This window comes from Streptococcus infantis (genome assembly GCF_047460825.1).
Taxonomy (GTDB): domain Bacteria; phylum Bacillota; class Bacilli; order Lactobacillales; family Streptococcaceae; genus Streptococcus; species Streptococcus infantis_V.
On the sequence record NZ_JASHFO010000023.1, the window covers coordinates 1 to 16059 of the forward strand.

Sequence of the window (16059 nt, forward strand, 5' to 3'; positions counted from 1 at the left end):
CATATGATTCTTTCTAATGAGTTGTTTGATCGCTTTTCATTATAGGTCATATGGGACTTTTTTTCTACACAAAAATAGGCTCCATAATATCCATAGGGGATTTACCCACTACAAATATTATAGAGCCAACACTTCTCAGTGCTAGGGGCTTTTTTAGTTTCTTAAATACCGCATATACTCTACTAATACATAGACAAGGATTGTTAAACAAATGATAATCTCTAACCAAACGAGAAGATTAAGGACTGGAATCTGCAGAATGCCTTGGGCCATTTTTAATGAAGTTGCTGTGATGATAGTTGGGAAGGTTAGGGCTGAAAAAGCTGGTTGAAATCCCTGTTTTAAAATCATTGGTAAGCGACTGAGGACAAAGAAAAAGAAAGTCTGTGAAGCAAGGATCATGACTAGCAAAATCCAGCCATGAAGTCCTGAACCTTCGATCCGAACGAGTGCTGCTAACAGTAGAGAAAAGGGAGCACAATAGATTCCTTCTTGCCCCAGTAAAGCCCGTGGCAATGGATTACTTTTCAAATCTTGATAAATCAGAGGATAAAGGAAAAGGGTTAAGGTAAAGCCAAAAATCCAAGCGCCATAGGCAATCTCGACTATACCCACCACTGGGTAGGTCAAGCTTGCTACTGCAATTCCCACATAAAGAACTGTCCAACTTGGCGTTGCACTCGTTCTTGGTTTAGTCTGCACATAATTTTTAGTGAAGTAAATGATTAAACCTACATCCAGTAGAAAGGCAAACCACCAAAGAGCTTGCGCTATGATACCCATACTCGTGGGTAAGATTCGCAGTAAGTAGGTTGATAAAATCATCCCTGCCATGGGAAAGGTCGCCATTCCCGATAATAGAGGAGCTTTCTTAAGTTCTTGCTGGCTTTCTTGCCAATCACTAAGATGACTCACTAAAAAATAAAACCATAAAATCAAGCCTGACAAACTAAAGACGTGCGATAATAGTGGAAAAATATCCAATATGAGATTGCCTGCTCCAGCCAATCCCAATAAGCACCCTGAAAAGGCCAAGGGGAGTTTTTTCATGTGAACCTCCAATAATCATGTTATTATCAGTATAGCATAAAAGCGCTTAAATGAAGTATTAAAAAACGAAGTTTAAAAAGATAAACCTCGTTTTTATTTTCTTTATTTTTAGTTTGTCGCTAAAATATGTCGCAATTGCACAGCACTAGGAGAAACAATTGGCAAAAAGGCACCTTCATTCCAACGACGTATGAAACCGGATGTCGATTTACTAAAGTATCCTCTACCGCCACCAGCTTGTAGTTCTAATAAGAGACTTTGGGCAACGACATCAACAATATCAATCCGTAACTGGAATAGCTCACGCGGATTTTTAACGAAATAGGACTCCTCAGATAGTCCTTGATAGAGAGAATGTCGAATATCATCTAACTGTTCGACCTGATGCTGCCATTCTTCCTTCAAGACACCTCGTTTCCCCAATTCTTTTTCGACTTCTGAGAGTGAACGTTCAGCCAAACCAAAGGCTAGGCCAAATTGGTAGCCTAAAAAGGCTGGACGATTTTGCGCTAAAAATTGATGAGCATCCTTGGATAGAATCCACTCTTCCTTTAAAGGGACCTTGTTAAAAGTCAGAGCTGCTGTATTACCTCCTTGAAGAGAGACAAATTCCAAATCTTCGGAACGACTAAAGTTTTCTGCGTCTGATGGTACGGCTACTACATAACTTGTACTCGGATCATCTGCAAATCCTGCTACAAAAATAGTGAGGAAGCGATCCTTACGAGCATTGGTCACCCAAGGAAGTCGGCCTTTTAGGTAATAATTCTCATTTTCTTCAAGGATTCGAACATTTAGTTCCTCTAAGTCAGATAGATACTTGACCGCATTAGACAAGGCCGTAGCACCTGCATATTCTCCCGATAAGAGTTTTTCCAAGTAAACTTCTTTGAAATAAGTATTGTCAGTATGTAGAATATTGTCTATTAAAGTTCGTTGCCCCCATGAGATAAAGGAGGCTGTTAAGGAATGTTGAGCGAGTTCTGCAAGGATATCGATAACATCTTGATCACTTCCACCTAGCCCTCCAAGAACTTTTGGTACTCCTACACGAAAGGCACCTTCTGCAGCAATTTTCTCAATCAACTCTTCTCCAGCTTGACATGATTTTTTGTCAATTTCATCAGCGTGCTGGTCTAACCAACTTAAAAATTCTTCTGAAAAAAATCCCATACTCTGCCCTCCTCTTATGCATAAGGTTGTAATTCTGGATTAATCGGTGTGTTAGCTAGGTTGTTGGCATAGTTACAAAGACTTGCTAGACTGACACCGAGAACAACATCCAAGGCATTTTCTTGTGTATAGCCTGCTTCAAGAAATTCTCCAAGAGCTTCATCTCCTACGCGCCCTTTGGTATTGATAACTGCCAAGGTAAACTTAGCCAGGGTATCCAGCTTAGGATCGCTTTCGATTGGAGTACGATTGCGAAGGGCTTGAAGTAGGTCATCATTCATCTGGATTTGCTTGATAGAAAAAGCTGTATGGCCAGCGACGCAGAAGGCACAACCGTTGGTTACAGCTGCAGTGATTTGCACCACTTCTCGTTCTACAGGTGTTAGACTATTGCGACGGTTAATAGCTCCAACAGTGCGATAAGCCTCTAGGGCTGTAGGGGCATTGGCCAAAAGACCGATAAGATTTGGGATATAGCCATTGTTGTCCTTTTGTACCGTTTCAAGAACTTCTTTCACTTCTGCTGGCGCTGATTCTACTGTGTGGATAGTAAATGTTGTCATAAGGGGACCTCTTTTCGTTTTGTAATTAAATGGTTTCTGCGAAAATCTTACGAAATCTCATCAGCCTATTGAACAAATCCTTGCCTTGATTGATGACTCATTAGCTTTTCGTTGACAATAAGTCTAACACAGAATCTATACCTTGCATAATATATATTTTAAATTGCACTGATAAAAAATTTTTATGAAAACAAAAAAATCACACCAGATGTGTGATTAGCTTATTTATCAAAATACTTCTTCGTCTCAGCGATAACGACTGGTGATAAGGCTAAGAGTGCAATCAAGTTTGGTAGAGCCATGAGGGCATTAACAATATCCGCAATGACCCAGACCATATCCAGCTCGATAAATCCTCCCAGCAAGACCATGAGTACAAAGACCACACGATAAAGCCAGATAAAGCGAACGCCAAAGAGAAATTCAAAACAACGCTCTCCGTAATAGTTCCATCCCAAAATCGTAGTAAAGGCAAAGAGTACCAAGAAGACCGTTAAAAGAGCAGGTCCAAAGAAAGAAAATACTGTAGAAAAAGCTGACTGAGTTAGAGCAACACCATCTAAATTACCATTCCAAACCCCAGTCACCAAGATTGTCAAACCAGTCAAGGTACAGATAATCAAGGTATCAATAAAGGTTCCTGTCATGGAAATTAAACCTTGCTCCACCGGTTCGTTGGTCTTAGCTGCCGCAGCCGCAATGGGTGCTGAACCCAAGCCAGATTCATTCGAGAAGACACCACGCGCCACACCATTTTGAATAGCCATCCGAACACTAGCTCCTGCAAATCCTCCCACTGCAGCTATGGGACTAAAAGCTGATGTGAGAACCAGTGAAATTGTTGCCGGTACTTTATCGATATTAAAGAAAATAACTGTCAAGGTTCCCAAGATATAGATAATAGCCATAAAGGAAACAACTGTAGTTGATACCTTAGAAATGGACTTGAGTCCACCAAAGACCGCAATCCCTACAAAAATAGATAAAACAAGTGCAGTAATTGTCGGATCAATACTAGCTGTATTTTGAACGGATTCTGTAATGGAATTCACCTGGGTAAAAGTACCGATTCCTAAAAGTGCAACTAGTACTCCAGCTACAGCAAAGAAGATTGCAAGAGGGCGCCATTTTTCGCCCATCCCTAGAAGGATATAATGCATCGGTCCTCCTGCCACCGCACCATGATCATCCTTGGTTCGATATTTGATAGCAAGTAGTCCTTCTGCATACTTGGTTGCCATTCCAAAGAAAGCAGCCACCCACATCCAAAAAAGAGCGCCTGGTCCACCAACCTTGATAGCCGTTGCAACCCCGATAATATTTCCTGTACCAACAGTTGCTGCTAGGGCTGTACATAGTGCAGCAAAGCTAGATACATCTCCATGCCCCTTATCCTTGGTAAAAATAAGCTGGAAGGCCTTAGGGAGACGCAAGATTTGTAAAAGCCCTAAACGAAGAGTCAAGTAAATCCCTGTACCAACCAATAAAATTAAAAGGGGTGGGCCCCATACCAGAGCATCCAGCTCTTTTAGCAAATTTAACATCCTTTTCTCCTATCTATTCAACCCCAAAAGAAAGAGCACATGTTAAAAACATGTACTCTGGAATGCATCGATAAATGCCAAAAAGCGCTCTATCATTGCTCTGTCCTTTTACCTGAGAGTTTGAGCAGTTGCCTGCCTTGCCCCTTCGGTGCCTTTACGGTCTCTCCAGAGTTCCGTCCATTTACAGTCATGAAAAATCAAACGATTTTCCACTTCTATTAAACTTCATTCGGTGTTGTATTTAATTTTTATTTATTTTACAAGAAAATTTAGCTCTTGTCAATTATTTTCAGAAAATTTTATTATAATTTTCATTCATTTCGCTTTATCCCTTAAAGGTTACAATGGTTGCGCCAGATCCGCCTGCATTTTGTGGTGCATAGCCAAAGCTCTTGACCTGTTTATTTCTTTGTAGGTACTTAGTTACCCCTTCACGGATGACTCCTGTACCGATACCATGGATGATGTCGACTTGGGCCATATTGTTGAGTAGGGCTTGGTCTATAAAGGCATCCAAGGCTTCCATAGCTTCCTCGTAGCGTTTGCCACGAAGGTCTAGTCGAGCCTGTGGGCCTTTGCCTGCTGCACGTTTGACGACGTTGACTTGTTTCTTCTTGACTGGCGCTTCTTTCTGGGCTTGAACCAAATCAAACTCTTTTTCCTCAAGGGTCATCTTAATCAAGCCAACCTGTGCTTCCCAACGTCCATCCTTGAGTTGATTGGTCAAGGTACCACGTTGACCATAGCTTAAAACGATAATATCATCTCCAACTTTTGGAGCTCGTTTTTTCTTAGCTTTTTGGAGAACCTTATTTTTAGAAAGGTCAACTTTTTCAGGAGCTAATTTTTTGAGCTTAGCTTTGGCTTCAATAATCTCATGTGGCTTTAGTTGAGATTTACTGTGAAGATTTTTAAGTATATCATCACTCTCAGCTAGTGCTAAGTCAACAATTTCAGCAGCTTGCTCACGCGCCTTATTGAGTTCAGTTTCTTTCTCACGATTGAGCTCGTTATAAAGTTTTTTAAGGGCACGATTCATCTTGAGGTTTTCTTGCTCGACTTGGCGAATATTCTCAAGACGTTTCCGACTTTCAAGTGTTTGTGCTTCCAATTGCTCAATGATGCGATTGACATCATTGTCTTGATTAATCTGCTTGCTGGCATCACCTACGATGACATCTGACAAGCCTAGACGTTTGGCAATTTCAAAGGCATTGCTTCGACCTGGAACTCCCTGCATAAAGCGATAGGTTGGGCGCAGGCTAGCTGTATCAAATTCCATACTAGCATTCTGAACATAGGCAGTTTCAATACCATAGGCTTTAAGTTCAGGATAGTGAGTGGTTGCCATGGTCTTGACCTGACGCAGGCGTAAGTCTTCTAGGATAGACATGGCAAGGGCTGCACCTTCTTGGGGATCTGTACCAGCACCAAGCTCATCTAGTAACAAGAGCGATTTTTGGTTGACCTTACCCAGAATATCGACGATGTTGGTCATATGACTAGAGAAGGTTGAAAGACTTTGCTCAATGGACTGCTCGTCTCCGATATCTGCGAATATCTCCTCGAAAATCCCTACACGACTACCCTTATCAGCTAAAATTGGTAGACCAGACTGGGCCATCAACTGAGTCAAACCTAAGGTCTTGAGCATAATGGTCTTACCACCTGTATTAGGACCCGTGATGACGATAGCTGTTAATTCTTTGCCAAAGTGCACATCATTGGCAACAGCGTTTTTAACCAAGGGATGACGAACGTGAAGTAGTTGAATCTCCTGTCCCTCAGACACTTGAGGTACTACTGCCTCCGTCTCTTGGATAAAGCGAACCTTAGCACGAATCAGGTCCAAATGTCCAATAATCCAAGCATCATTGGCGATTTCAGCTGCATGAGGTCTTACTCTTTCAGAGAGTTCTTGGAGGATACGCATCATCTCATAGCGTTCGTCTGCACGAAGACTTGCGATTTCTTCACTTAGCTTGACCACTTCACGTGGTTCGATATAAACAGTGTTCCCACTGGCAGAGATATCATGAACCACACCAGCAATCTTGTTACGATAGGTATTCTTAACTGGAAGAACTTGGCGACCATTTCTACTTGCGATGATACCTTCTGTCAGCATCTGAGCTTTTTGTTTGAGAAGGTCTTGCAGGACATCACGGACTTGACTTTCACTATCATGGATTTTTCGACGGATTCGTGCCAAATCCTCACTAGCAAAGTTCTCAATAAATCCAGCTTCGTTGATGGCTTGTAGATTTCCCTGTAAATGTGGGAAGTCATGAAGTTTCTCAAACCAGTTAGCTAGGTGGTCTAAACGTACATTTTCAAGATTGTCATAAAAATTCTGCAATTCACGACTGGCAAAGATGACACGTTTGAGAAGGAGAAATTCCTCGATATTGAGGTCAGCACCCATCTCCAAACGTTTGGAGGTCGCTGCAATATCTTTTGTTGCAGAAATGCTGAAATGAGGATGCTCGACAAAGAGTTCTTGCATTTCCTTCATCTCTGCAAAAGCTTGCTTAATCTTGTCTCCTTTATCAGTCGGAGCAAGTTCTTTCAACTGCTCTAATCCTTGCTCGGTCAAAAGATGAGGCTCAAATAAAGCCTTGACCTTATTAAATTCTAACGTTTCTAGTATTTTTTTATTCATTTTATTTTCCTTCGTAATGAGCGAACGAATTTTTCAAATTCTCACTCTTTTCAAAAAGGCTCCTAAACTATTGATACTCAATGAAAATCAGAGAGCAAACTAGGAAGCGACCCGTAGGTTGCTCAAAGCACTGCTTTGAGGTTGTAGATAAGACTGACGAAGTCAGTCACATATATAATCCAAGGCGAAGCTGACGTGGTTTGAAGAGATTTCCGAAGAGTATGAAATTGTAAACAAAAGGCTAGGAATAGTTCCCGCCCTTTTTATCCGATTATTTTGGTTACCCAGAGTTGTTTAATCACATGACTAGTGATGGGGACACTCTGGATAATATGTTTAGCTACAAAACTGTTTTCAAGTGAATTTTGAACAATTTGTAAAGGAACAGTTGCAAGAATAGTCAGTATCATCTGGAGGACAAATAAGGTCACAGCCACTGATAAAACTCCTGCGCCTATACGGAAATATTGACCCGCTAGCTTTTTAGTCGGTAGAAGATTAAGAAAGAGACCCAGCAATCGACCGAAGCAGTAAAACACCGTAAAGGCTAAGAGATAACCAATCCCTGCATAAAAGACTTTGTCCAGCTGGAAAAGTTGATTCGGCGGGAAAAAGAAGGTTCCCTGTCCTTCCTGTGGACTTGCATATGGGATCAACAAATCAAATTGTTTTCCTAAAGATTGATAAAAATTTCCTGCAAGAAGAGCTGAAATCACAGTTGCTACAAAATAATAAATCTGGAGAACTAATCCTCTACGATAACCGATATAAAAGCTCCATGCAAGAACCAATAGGAGAAGGACGGAAATCATAGGGAATCCTCTATCTTGCTCTGTTCTTGTTTTGCTGCTACAACCTGATGACGGAGAGCTTCTAATTCTTGCTCCTTATCATCAAATTCAATCTCACGACTGAGTTGAGTTGACAAGCTATTGACTGCTAATAAAATAGCGATTGTCTCATCATCCGCTCCAGGCATTTGTTCTTTGATTGCTTCATATTTTTCTGTTGCGACCTTGGCAATTTCCTCCATAAAGAGGTTGTCATGCTCAGTTGTTAGGGTCAATGTTTTTTTGCCGAATGTAAACTTGTATCGATTTAAATTTGCCATAAAATTCACCTCACGATATTATACCAAATTTCACTAAGTTTGTCAGTTTTTACCAATTCTACAGCTTTTATGGTACAATAAGAACTATGGCAAGTATTACATTAACCCCGAGTGAAAAGGAAATCCAAGCCTTTGTTCAGCAATATGAACAGGCACTGACTCCTAGTAAAAATCCTTATATTCGCTACTTTTTGAAGCTTCCCCAAGCTAGTGTTTCCATCTACACTTCTGGAAAAGTCTTGCTTCAGGGAGAAATGGCTGAAAACTATGCCAGTTCTTTTGGTTATCAGCTCAGTCAAGGAACTAGCGGACAAAATTTCCCTTTGCTTGGTACAGATGAGGTTGGGAATGGTTCCTACTTCGGTGGTCTGGCTGTAGTAGCATCCTTTGTGACTCCTGACCAGCATGACTTTCTGCGAAAATTAGGTGTAGGGGATTCTAAGACTCTGACAGACCAAAAGATTCGTCAGCTTGCTCCTCTGCTTAAGGAAAAAATCCAGCACCAAGCTCTACTGCTTTCTCCAAGCAAGTATAATGAAGTCATCGGTGAGCGCTACAATGCCGTTTCCGTAAAAGTAGCTCTGCATAATCAAGCGATTTTTCTCCTCCTCCAAAAGGGAATCCAGCCAGAAAAGATTGTGATCGATGCTTTTACGAGTGCTCAAAACTATGAGAAGTACTTAAAAAATGAAGCCAATCATTTTTCTAATCCAGTCAGTCTGGAGGAAAAAGCCGAAGGTAAGTACTTGGCTGTCGCAGTAAGTTCTATCATTGCGCGTGATCTCTTTCTAGAAAATCTCGAAAATCTGGGTAGAGAACTTGGTTATCAACTTCCAAGCGGGGCTGGAACAGCTTCTGATAAGGTAGCTAGCCAAATCCTTCGTGCTTATGGTATGCAGGGACTCAACTTCTGCGCCAAACTACACTTTAAAAATACTGAAAAAGCAAAAAAAATGCTAGAAAGGTAAATTATGAAATATTTAAAATCATTTTTAAAAGAGTGGGGAGTTATCTTCCTACTTATTACACTAGTAGGTCTTAGCCGTCTCTTTCTCTGGAGGAATGTCAGTGTAGAAGGACATTCCATGGATCCTACCCTGGCAGATGGGGAAGTCCTCTTTGTCGTTAAACATCTCCCAATCAATCGTTTTGATATTGTGGTTGCTCATGAAGACGATGGGAACAAGGATATCGTTAAACGGGTCATCGGTATGCCAGGAGATACCATTCGTTATGACAACGATAAACTCTATATTAACGGTCAAGAAACTGATGAACCTTATTTAGCAGAATACCTTAAGCGTTTCAAGGAAGATAAACTCCAAAGCACTTATACTGGAACTGGTTGGGATGGTAAAAAGGGAGAATACTTTAGAACTTTAGCTCAAAAGGCTCAGGCCTTTACCCTAGATGTTAATTACAACACTAGCTTTACCTTCACTGTACCAGAGGGTGAATACCTCCTACTGGGTGATGACCGTCTGGTATCTAGCGACAGTCGACATGTTGGTACCTTTAAGGCAAAAGATATCACCGGAGAAGCCAAATTCCGCTTCTGGCCACTCAAGCGTATCGGAACATTTTAAAAACTAGGAAGAGGCCGAGAATTTTCTATCTCAGCCTCTTCTCATTCTATTTTGACTAAATCTGGGATAAATTTTCTCAGACACTATTGTAAGGAATTTTATGGAAGTTTATTTTTCAGGCACCATTGAACGCATTATTTTTGAAAATGTCAGCAATTTTTTCCGTATTTTACTCCTAGATATTGAGGATACCAATGCTGAAGACTTTGATGATTATGAAATCATTGTCACAGGTACTATGGCTGATATCATTGAAGGAGAAGAATACACTTTTTGGGGGCAGATAGTCCAACACTCCAAGTATGGGGAACAGCTACAAATGACTCACTATGAGAGAGCCAAGCCGACTAGTAAGGGTTTGGTCAAGTATTTCTCCAGTAGCCATTTTAAGGGAATTGGACTCAAAACAGCCCAGAAAATTGTGGATATTTACGGAGATAACACTATTGACAAAATCTTAGAAAATCCAGACAAACTCCAGTCTATCTCTGGACTCTCTGCTAAAAACCGTGAAGCCTTCGTCTCAACCCTTCGTCTTAATTACGGAACAGAGATGGTCTTAGCCAAACTGGCTAATTACGGCATCCCAAATAAACTAGCCTTTCAGATTCAAGACTTTTACAAGGAAGAAACGCTAGAGATTGTCGAGAATTATCCCTATCAACTGGTCGAGGATATCAAGGGCTTGGGATTTACCATCGCTGACCAATTGGCCCAAGAATTGGGGATTGAGAGTCAGGCTCCCGAGCGCTTCCGTGCTGGTCTCGTCCATAGTCTCTTTCAAGGTTGCATGGAAACGGGAGATACCTATATGGAAGCTAGAGACTTGTTGGAGCAAACCCTCAACCTTCTTGAATCCTCCCGTCCAGTCGAACTAGAGCCGAGTCAAGTTGCCCAAGAGCTTGCTTATCTGATTGAAGAAGATAAGGTCCAGCAGATTGATACCAAAATCTTTGATAATAGCCTCTTTTTTGCAGAAGAAGGGATTCGCAGCCATCTCATCAGAATCCTCGAAAAAGGGCAGAGTAAAAAACAGGATCTAGAAACCATTCAAGAACATATCGCAACTGTTGAGAAAGAACTGGGGATTGAGTATGATAGTATTCAAAAACAGGCCATCTGCGATGCTATCCAGAACAAGGTCTTTATCCTTACAGGTGGACCTGGTACAGGTAAGACTACTGTTATCAACGGCATTATCGCTGTCTATGCTCTCTTAGAAGGACTGGATCTCAAGAAAAAGAGCAATCTGCCCATTCTCCTAGCCGCTCCCACCGGTCGCGCAGCCCGTCGTATGAATGAGCTGACAGGACTACCAAGTGCAACTATTCACCGCCACTTGGGTATGACTGGAGACGACGATACCAGCCATCTGGAAGATTATCTGGATGCTGATTTTATCATTGTTGACGAGTTTTCCATGGTAGATACTTGGCTAGCTAACCAGCTCTTCTCCAATATCTCCTCTAACAGTAAAATCCTCATCGTTGGTGATAGTGACCAGCTGCCTTCTGTCAGTCCTGGTCAAGTCCTAGCAGATTTACTCCAGATACCAACCATCCCTAAAACACGTTTGGAAAGAATCTACCGTCAGAGCGAAGAATCGACCATCGTCACTCTTGCAAGTCAGATTCGTCAGGGAATATTGCCTGCAGATTTTACCCAGAAAAAAGCAGATCGCTCCTACTTTGAAATCGCTAGTAACCATATCCCTGCTAGCATTGAAAAAATCCTAGGTGCTGCTATCAGAAATGGCATCCCTGCTCGTGATATTCAAGTTCTTGCCCCTATGTACCGTGGAACTGCTGGTATTGATGCCATCAACCAGCTCATGCAAGACCTACTCAATCCTCCACAAAAAGACCAGCTTAGCTTTGAAGCTCCTCAGTGTCACTATCGAACAGGAGATAAGGTCATTCACCTAGTCAACGATGCAGAGGTCAATGTCTTTAACGGAGACTTAGGTTATATTACAGACTTGATTCCAGGAAAATACACTGAATCCAAGCAAGATGAAATTATGATTGATTTTGACGGCAATGAGGCCTCCTATCCTCGAAATGAATGGTACAAGATTCGCTTAGCCTATGCCATGAGTATCCATAAGTCTCAGGGGAGCGAGTTTCCAGTTGTGATTCTACCTATCACTAGTGTAAGCAAGCGCATGTTAGAGCGTAATCTCATCTACACTGCTATCACTCGGGCCAAAAGCAAGCTGATCCTACTAGGCGAAATACAGGCCTTTGACTATGCAACTCAACATATCGGAACAGCTCGTAAGACCTATCTGATTGAACGTTTCGCTGACCTAATGCAGAACCCCGAGGAAACAAACCAACTTGCTACCGATATTACAACTTCAACAGATTCTGAACAATCCTACATTCTAACCGAAGACAACTGGTCTAGTATCCCAGCCATGATTGGGATTACTGAAGAAGACCTGCAAGAATTTTTCGGAAAATAAAGCATAAGAAAACCCACCGATTCGGTGGGCTTTTATCTTGTAAAGATTATTTTACTGTTGCAGTGCTTGTGATCAATTCAACAGCTTTTTTCACTGCAATATCGTGTTTCAACATTTCAGCTGAAAGCAAGCTTTGTACTTGTGCAACTTCCATGTTGTAATCTGCAGCCAATTGCTCGATTTCTTTTTGGATTTCTTCTTCTGAAGCGTCAAATCCTTCAGCTTTCGCAACTGCTTCGATAACAAGGTTAGTCTTAGTACGTGACTCAGCTTCTGCTTCGTATTGTTTGTGAAGGTCTTCTTGAGTAGTTCCCGTGATTTGGAAGTACATGTCAGGGTTGATACCTTGACGTTGCAAGTTGCCAAGGAATTCATTTACTGAACGGTGAACTTCTTCGTGGATCATTTCTTCTGGAAGATCAACGATTTCAGCGTTTTCTACAGCTTTATCGATTGCTGCACCTTCAACAGCATCTTTGTATGCTTCTTCTTTAGCAGCAGCCAATTCTTTGCGGTATTTTTCTTTCAATTCGTCAAGAGTTTCAACTTCTTCATCGATGTCTTTTGCAAGTTCATCGTCAAGAGCTGGAACTTCTTTAGCTTTTACTTCGTGGATAGTTGTTACGAATTTAGCTTCTTTACCTGCAAGATCTTCTGCTTGGTAGTCTTCTGGGAATGTTACGATAACGTCTACAGTTTCACCAGCTGAGTGACCTACCAATTGGTCTTCAAATCCAGGAATGAATTGACCTGAACCAAGTCCAAGTGAGAAGTTTTCACCTTTTCCACCGTCAAATTCAACACCGTCAATAGAACCAACAAAGTCGATAACAACAGTGTCGCCGTTTTCAGCAGCACCTTCTTTGATCACCAATTCAGCCAAGTTGTTGCGTTCACGTTCGATACGTTCTTCAACATCAGCATCAGTTACTTCTTTTTCTACATCAACTGATACTTCAAGGTTTTTGTAGTCACCCAATTTAACTTCAGGTTTTGTAACAACTTCAGCAGTGATAACCCAGTCTTGACCTTTTTCCATAGAAGTTACGTCAATTTTTGGTTGTGCAACGACTTCAAGACCAGCTTCTTTTACAGCTGCTTCATAAGCGTTTGGCAAAAGAGCGTTCATAACGTCTTGGTAAAGTGACTCTTCACCAAATTTTTGGTCGAAGATAGGACGTGGAAGATGACCCTTGCGGAAACCAGGAACGTTAAGAGATTTCTTTACTGAGTTAAATACACGATCCAATTCTGGTTTGATTTGATCTTGAGAGATAGTGAAAGTCAAGACACCACGGTTTGTTTCTTTGTTTTCAAATGATACAGACATTCTGTCATTTCTCCTTAAAATTTTTTTAAATACAGTCTATTATATCATATACTAGTAACTTTTTTCAAGTCAGAACCGACTTTTCAGAACTGCTTGAGATACTTGTTAATCCTAGATTACTGTTTTTTGCTTAACGTATCCAATTTATCAAGAAAAAACATTAAAAACTTATTTCAAAGAAAAAATTACCTCTGAAACAGAGAGTTTTGATTTCACTCCAAAAAATTCATCTAGAAGTCCTCATGGCCTACCAAGTGATGCTGAAAGGCATAGACTGCTGCCTGGGTGCGGTCGCTAACCTGAAGTTTAGCAAGGATGTTTGAAACATGAGTTTTTACAGTTTTGAGGGAGATAAACAATTCATCTGCGATCCGCTGATTTTCATAACCCTTAGCAATTAGTTGAAGGACATCCCGTTCACGCGCAGTCAAGTCCTCATGAAGTTCAATATGATTACGGTTGTATTCTACCTTCTTACTCACCTCTTGTTCAATAGCGAGCTCTCCAGCCGCCACCTTACGAACAGCGTGTAACAATTCATCTGCGCTCGAAGTCTTAAGCATATATCCTCTAGCTCCAGCATTCAAAACCGGCATGATTTTTTCATTATCTAGGTAAGATGTCACAATCAAGATTTTAGCCTCTGGCCATTCTTTGAGAATAGCTAGTGTCGCATCAATCCCATTGACTTCAGGCATGACAATATCCATGACAATCACATCTGGACGAAGCTCCAAGGCCATGGAAATTCCTTCCGCACCATTGGTTGCTTCTCCTACAACCTCTACATCATCTTGTAATTCAAAATAACTTTTTAAACCCAGACGCACCATTTGGTGGTCATCTACCAATAATAGTTTCATCTTACTTCCTCTTATCTATCCAAATCAAGCAAGGGAATACGAATATCCACTGCCAAACCTTGCTTGGGAGCTGTTAATAATTGTATAGTCCCAGCCATATCTTCCACTCGTTCTTTGATATTGCGTAAACCATAGCTTAATTCATCAACATCATCTAGCTGAAAACCACGACCATTGTCTGCTACCTTCAACTGTAATTCTGTTTCCGTTTGATAAAGGTAAACATCTAAACATGAAGCTTGTGCATGCCGAAGGGTATTACTAATCAATTCTTGGACAATACGGAAGACATGCTCTTCAATCTTTTTAGGTAGTGCAGTTACCTGATATTTAAAGCTTACCTTCAGCTCACTTTTTTCTTCTAGCTCTTTGAGGAGTAGCTGAATCCCCTCCACCAAGCTTTTTTGTTCCAGTTCAATTGGTCGTAAATGCAAAAGAAGAATGCGCAAATCTCTTTGAGCTGTCTCTAAAATGGCAGTCACACTTTGGAGTTGTGTTTGCATCTTCTCTCTGTCTAATTTGGAAGCTTGTTGACTAAGTCCCGATAAAATCATATGGGCAGCAAAAATTTCTTGGCTGACCGTATCATGCAAGTCACGTGCGATTCGCTTGCGCTCCTTTTCAATAATTTCTTCTTCTTTGACCAAGGCCTGATTGTCTACTTTTTGAATAGCTTCTGTTAACAAACCGAGCTTTCCTGACAAGTTTCTAAAACTTGCGTCTAAGTCAGCATCTCCCAGACTTTCAATATCTTTGCCAGCTAGCAGACGTTTAAGATTTGCTTGGATTCTTCTTTTAGAAATTTCATCAACCATTGTCCAAAACAGGACTAATAAAAAAGCTAGAGCAAGACTAAACATTAAAGCCAGAAATAAGACTTTTTCTGTCTTTTCTAAATCTTGAAAGAGAGAAGTCCACTCTAAATCCAGAACTTTAAAAATGCTTCGAAAGAGAAAGGCAACAAAGAGAAATGAGGTGAGACCGATTAAAATATAGGGCTGTTTTTTCATCCTCGCACCACCTCAACATCTCCAACCATAGTTGTCAAAAGAATCTTAACACTCTTTGGACTCTTGAGATAATCTCTGGTTTCTTGATGGAATTGTTCATTGCGTAAAGAACGCTTAGGTTGGTCAAAGAAGGTTAAGTCTCCGTACAGAGAATTAACACTAAGACTGACTTCTACATCCACTGGTACGATAATTCTAGTCGTGCCGACTAGTTTTCTCAAAATGATGACATTATCATGATTGCTCAAAATCACGTGCTCTAGATGAATGGTATCCTTCCCCATGAGACGAAAAAGATTGATATCATCAAAGCGGCAAGTCTGGTAGCTTGAAAAGTGGTGGAGATTCCCAAACCAGCGATTTTTCTCCCTCTTCACCGTCACTACTTCTTCAAAAATCAGATTTGTATCTTCTCTTTCCTGGTTCATCATAGGATAAAGTAAGAACAGGCTATATATCAAGGCCACGAAGATAGCCATAATGACAAAGGGATTGAGCATGATGATAAAGAAAAATAGAATGCTCACTGCCACTAATATGAGGTTATTTCCCTGTCTTCCAGTATAGTATCGAATCAGCAGTAAAAACAAGAGCAAGATCAGCAGAAAACGGGAAAAATGCTCTGATACCATCATAATCAGAGCTCCTGTCAATAAACAAGCTTCAATAAATAGAAAAATTTGAAATTTTCGCATGTAAC

The 16059-nt window shown here is 40.9% G+C and carries 14 protein-coding genes and 1 riboswitch; of the genes, 3 read left to right on the forward strand and 11 right to left on the reverse strand.

The window, feature by feature from the left end:
- Positions 1-153: 153 nt before the first annotated feature.
- The 7 genes from QM911_RS07365 to zapA form a co-directional block, all read right to left on the reverse strand.
- Positions 154-1050: a TDT family transporter gene (locus QM911_RS07365; RefSeq protein WP_414313579.1), complete on the reverse strand. Its 897-nt coding sequence runs from the start codon at positions 1048-1050 to the stop codon at positions 154-156.
- 108 nt (positions 1051-1158) lie between these two features.
- Positions 1159-2223: an acyl-CoA dehydrogenase family protein gene (locus tag QM911_RS07370; RefSeq protein WP_414313580.1), complete on the reverse strand. Its 1065-nt coding sequence runs from the start codon at positions 2221-2223 to the stop codon at positions 1159-1161.
- Between the two features lie 14 nt (positions 2224-2237).
- The gene (locus tag QM911_RS07375) at positions 2238-2786 is read right to left on the reverse strand and encodes a carboxymuconolactone decarboxylase family protein (protein WP_045763587.1); all 549 of its coding nucleotides are present in this window, start codon (positions 2784-2786) and stop codon (positions 2238-2240) included.
- Between the two features lie 221 nt (positions 2787-3007).
- Positions 3008-4330, reverse strand: a complete 1323-nt coding sequence (locus QM911_RS07380; RefSeq protein WP_414313581.1) for an alanine/glycine:cation symporter family protein — start codon at positions 4328-4330, stop codon at positions 3008-3010.
- A gap of 90 nt (positions 4331-4420) precedes the next feature.
- Positions 4421-4509: riboswitch (glycine riboswitch) on the reverse strand.
- Between the two features lie 146 nt (positions 4510-4655).
- The gene (locus QM911_RS07385; protein ID WP_414313582.1) at positions 4656-6992 is read right to left on the reverse strand and encodes an endonuclease MutS2; all 2337 of its coding nucleotides are present in this window, start codon (positions 6990-6992) and stop codon (positions 4656-4658) included.
- A 263-nt stretch (positions 6993-7255) separates the two neighbouring features.
- Entirely contained in the window at positions 7256-7804 is a 549-nt protein-coding gene (locus tag QM911_RS07390; protein WP_414313583.1) for a CvpA family protein, read from the reverse strand.
- Positions 7801-8103 carry a cell division protein ZapA gene (gene zapA / locus QM911_RS07395; RefSeq protein ID WP_000002025.1) on the reverse strand — a complete coding sequence of 101 codons (303 nt, stop codon included), beginning with the start codon at positions 8101-8103 and terminating at the stop codon, positions 7801-7803. The genes QM911_RS07390 and zapA overlap by 4 nt, the downstream gene beginning before the upstream one ends.
- 86 nt (positions 8104-8189) lie before the next feature.
- Between zapA and rnhC the strand changes: the two genes are divergently transcribed.
- The 3 genes from rnhC (at position 8190) to QM911_RS07410 (ending at position 12156) form a co-directional block, all read left to right on the forward strand.
- Positions 8190-9071: a ribonuclease HIII gene (gene rnhC, locus QM911_RS07400; RefSeq protein WP_414313584.1), complete on the forward strand. Its 882-nt coding sequence runs from the start codon at positions 8190-8192 to the stop codon at positions 9069-9071.
- A gap of 3 nt (positions 9072-9074) precedes the next feature.
- On the forward strand, positions 9075-9689 hold the full coding sequence (lepB, locus tag QM911_RS07405) for a signal peptidase I (protein WP_049527421.1): 615 nt from the start codon (positions 9075-9077) through the stop codon (positions 9687-9689).
- Positions 9690-9789: 100 nt separating this feature from the next.
- Entirely contained in the window at positions 9790-12156 is a 2367-nt protein-coding gene (locus tag QM911_RS07410; protein ID WP_414313585.1) for an ATP-dependent RecD-like DNA helicase, read from the forward strand.
- A 46-nt stretch (positions 12157-12202) separates the two neighbouring features.
- Here QM911_RS07410 and tig read toward each other — a convergent pair whose 3' ends face one another.
- The 4 genes from tig to liaF form a co-directional block, all read right to left on the reverse strand.
- Entirely contained in the window at positions 12203-13486 is a 1284-nt protein-coding gene (tig, locus tag QM911_RS07415; RefSeq protein WP_414313586.1) for a trigger factor, read from the reverse strand.
- Positions 13487-13716: 230 nt separating this feature from the next.
- Positions 13717-14349: a response regulator transcription factor gene (locus tag QM911_RS07420; RefSeq protein ID WP_075230536.1), complete on the reverse strand. Its 633-nt coding sequence runs from the start codon at positions 14347-14349 to the stop codon at positions 13717-13719.
- 11 nt (positions 14350-14360) lie between these two features.
- A complete protein-coding gene (locus QM911_RS07425) occupies positions 14361-15359 on the reverse strand; it encodes a sensor histidine kinase (RefSeq protein ID WP_414313587.1) in 999 nt (332 codons plus the stop codon).
- Positions 15356-16054 (reverse strand): cell wall-active antibiotics response protein LiaF, encoded by a 699-nt coding sequence (liaF, locus tag QM911_RS07430; protein WP_414269363.1) that lies wholly within the window; start codon positions 16052-16054, stop codon positions 15356-15358. Before liaF ends, QM911_RS07425 begins: the two co-directional genes overlap by 4 nt.
- Between the last annotated feature and the right edge of the window lie 5 nt (positions 16055-16059).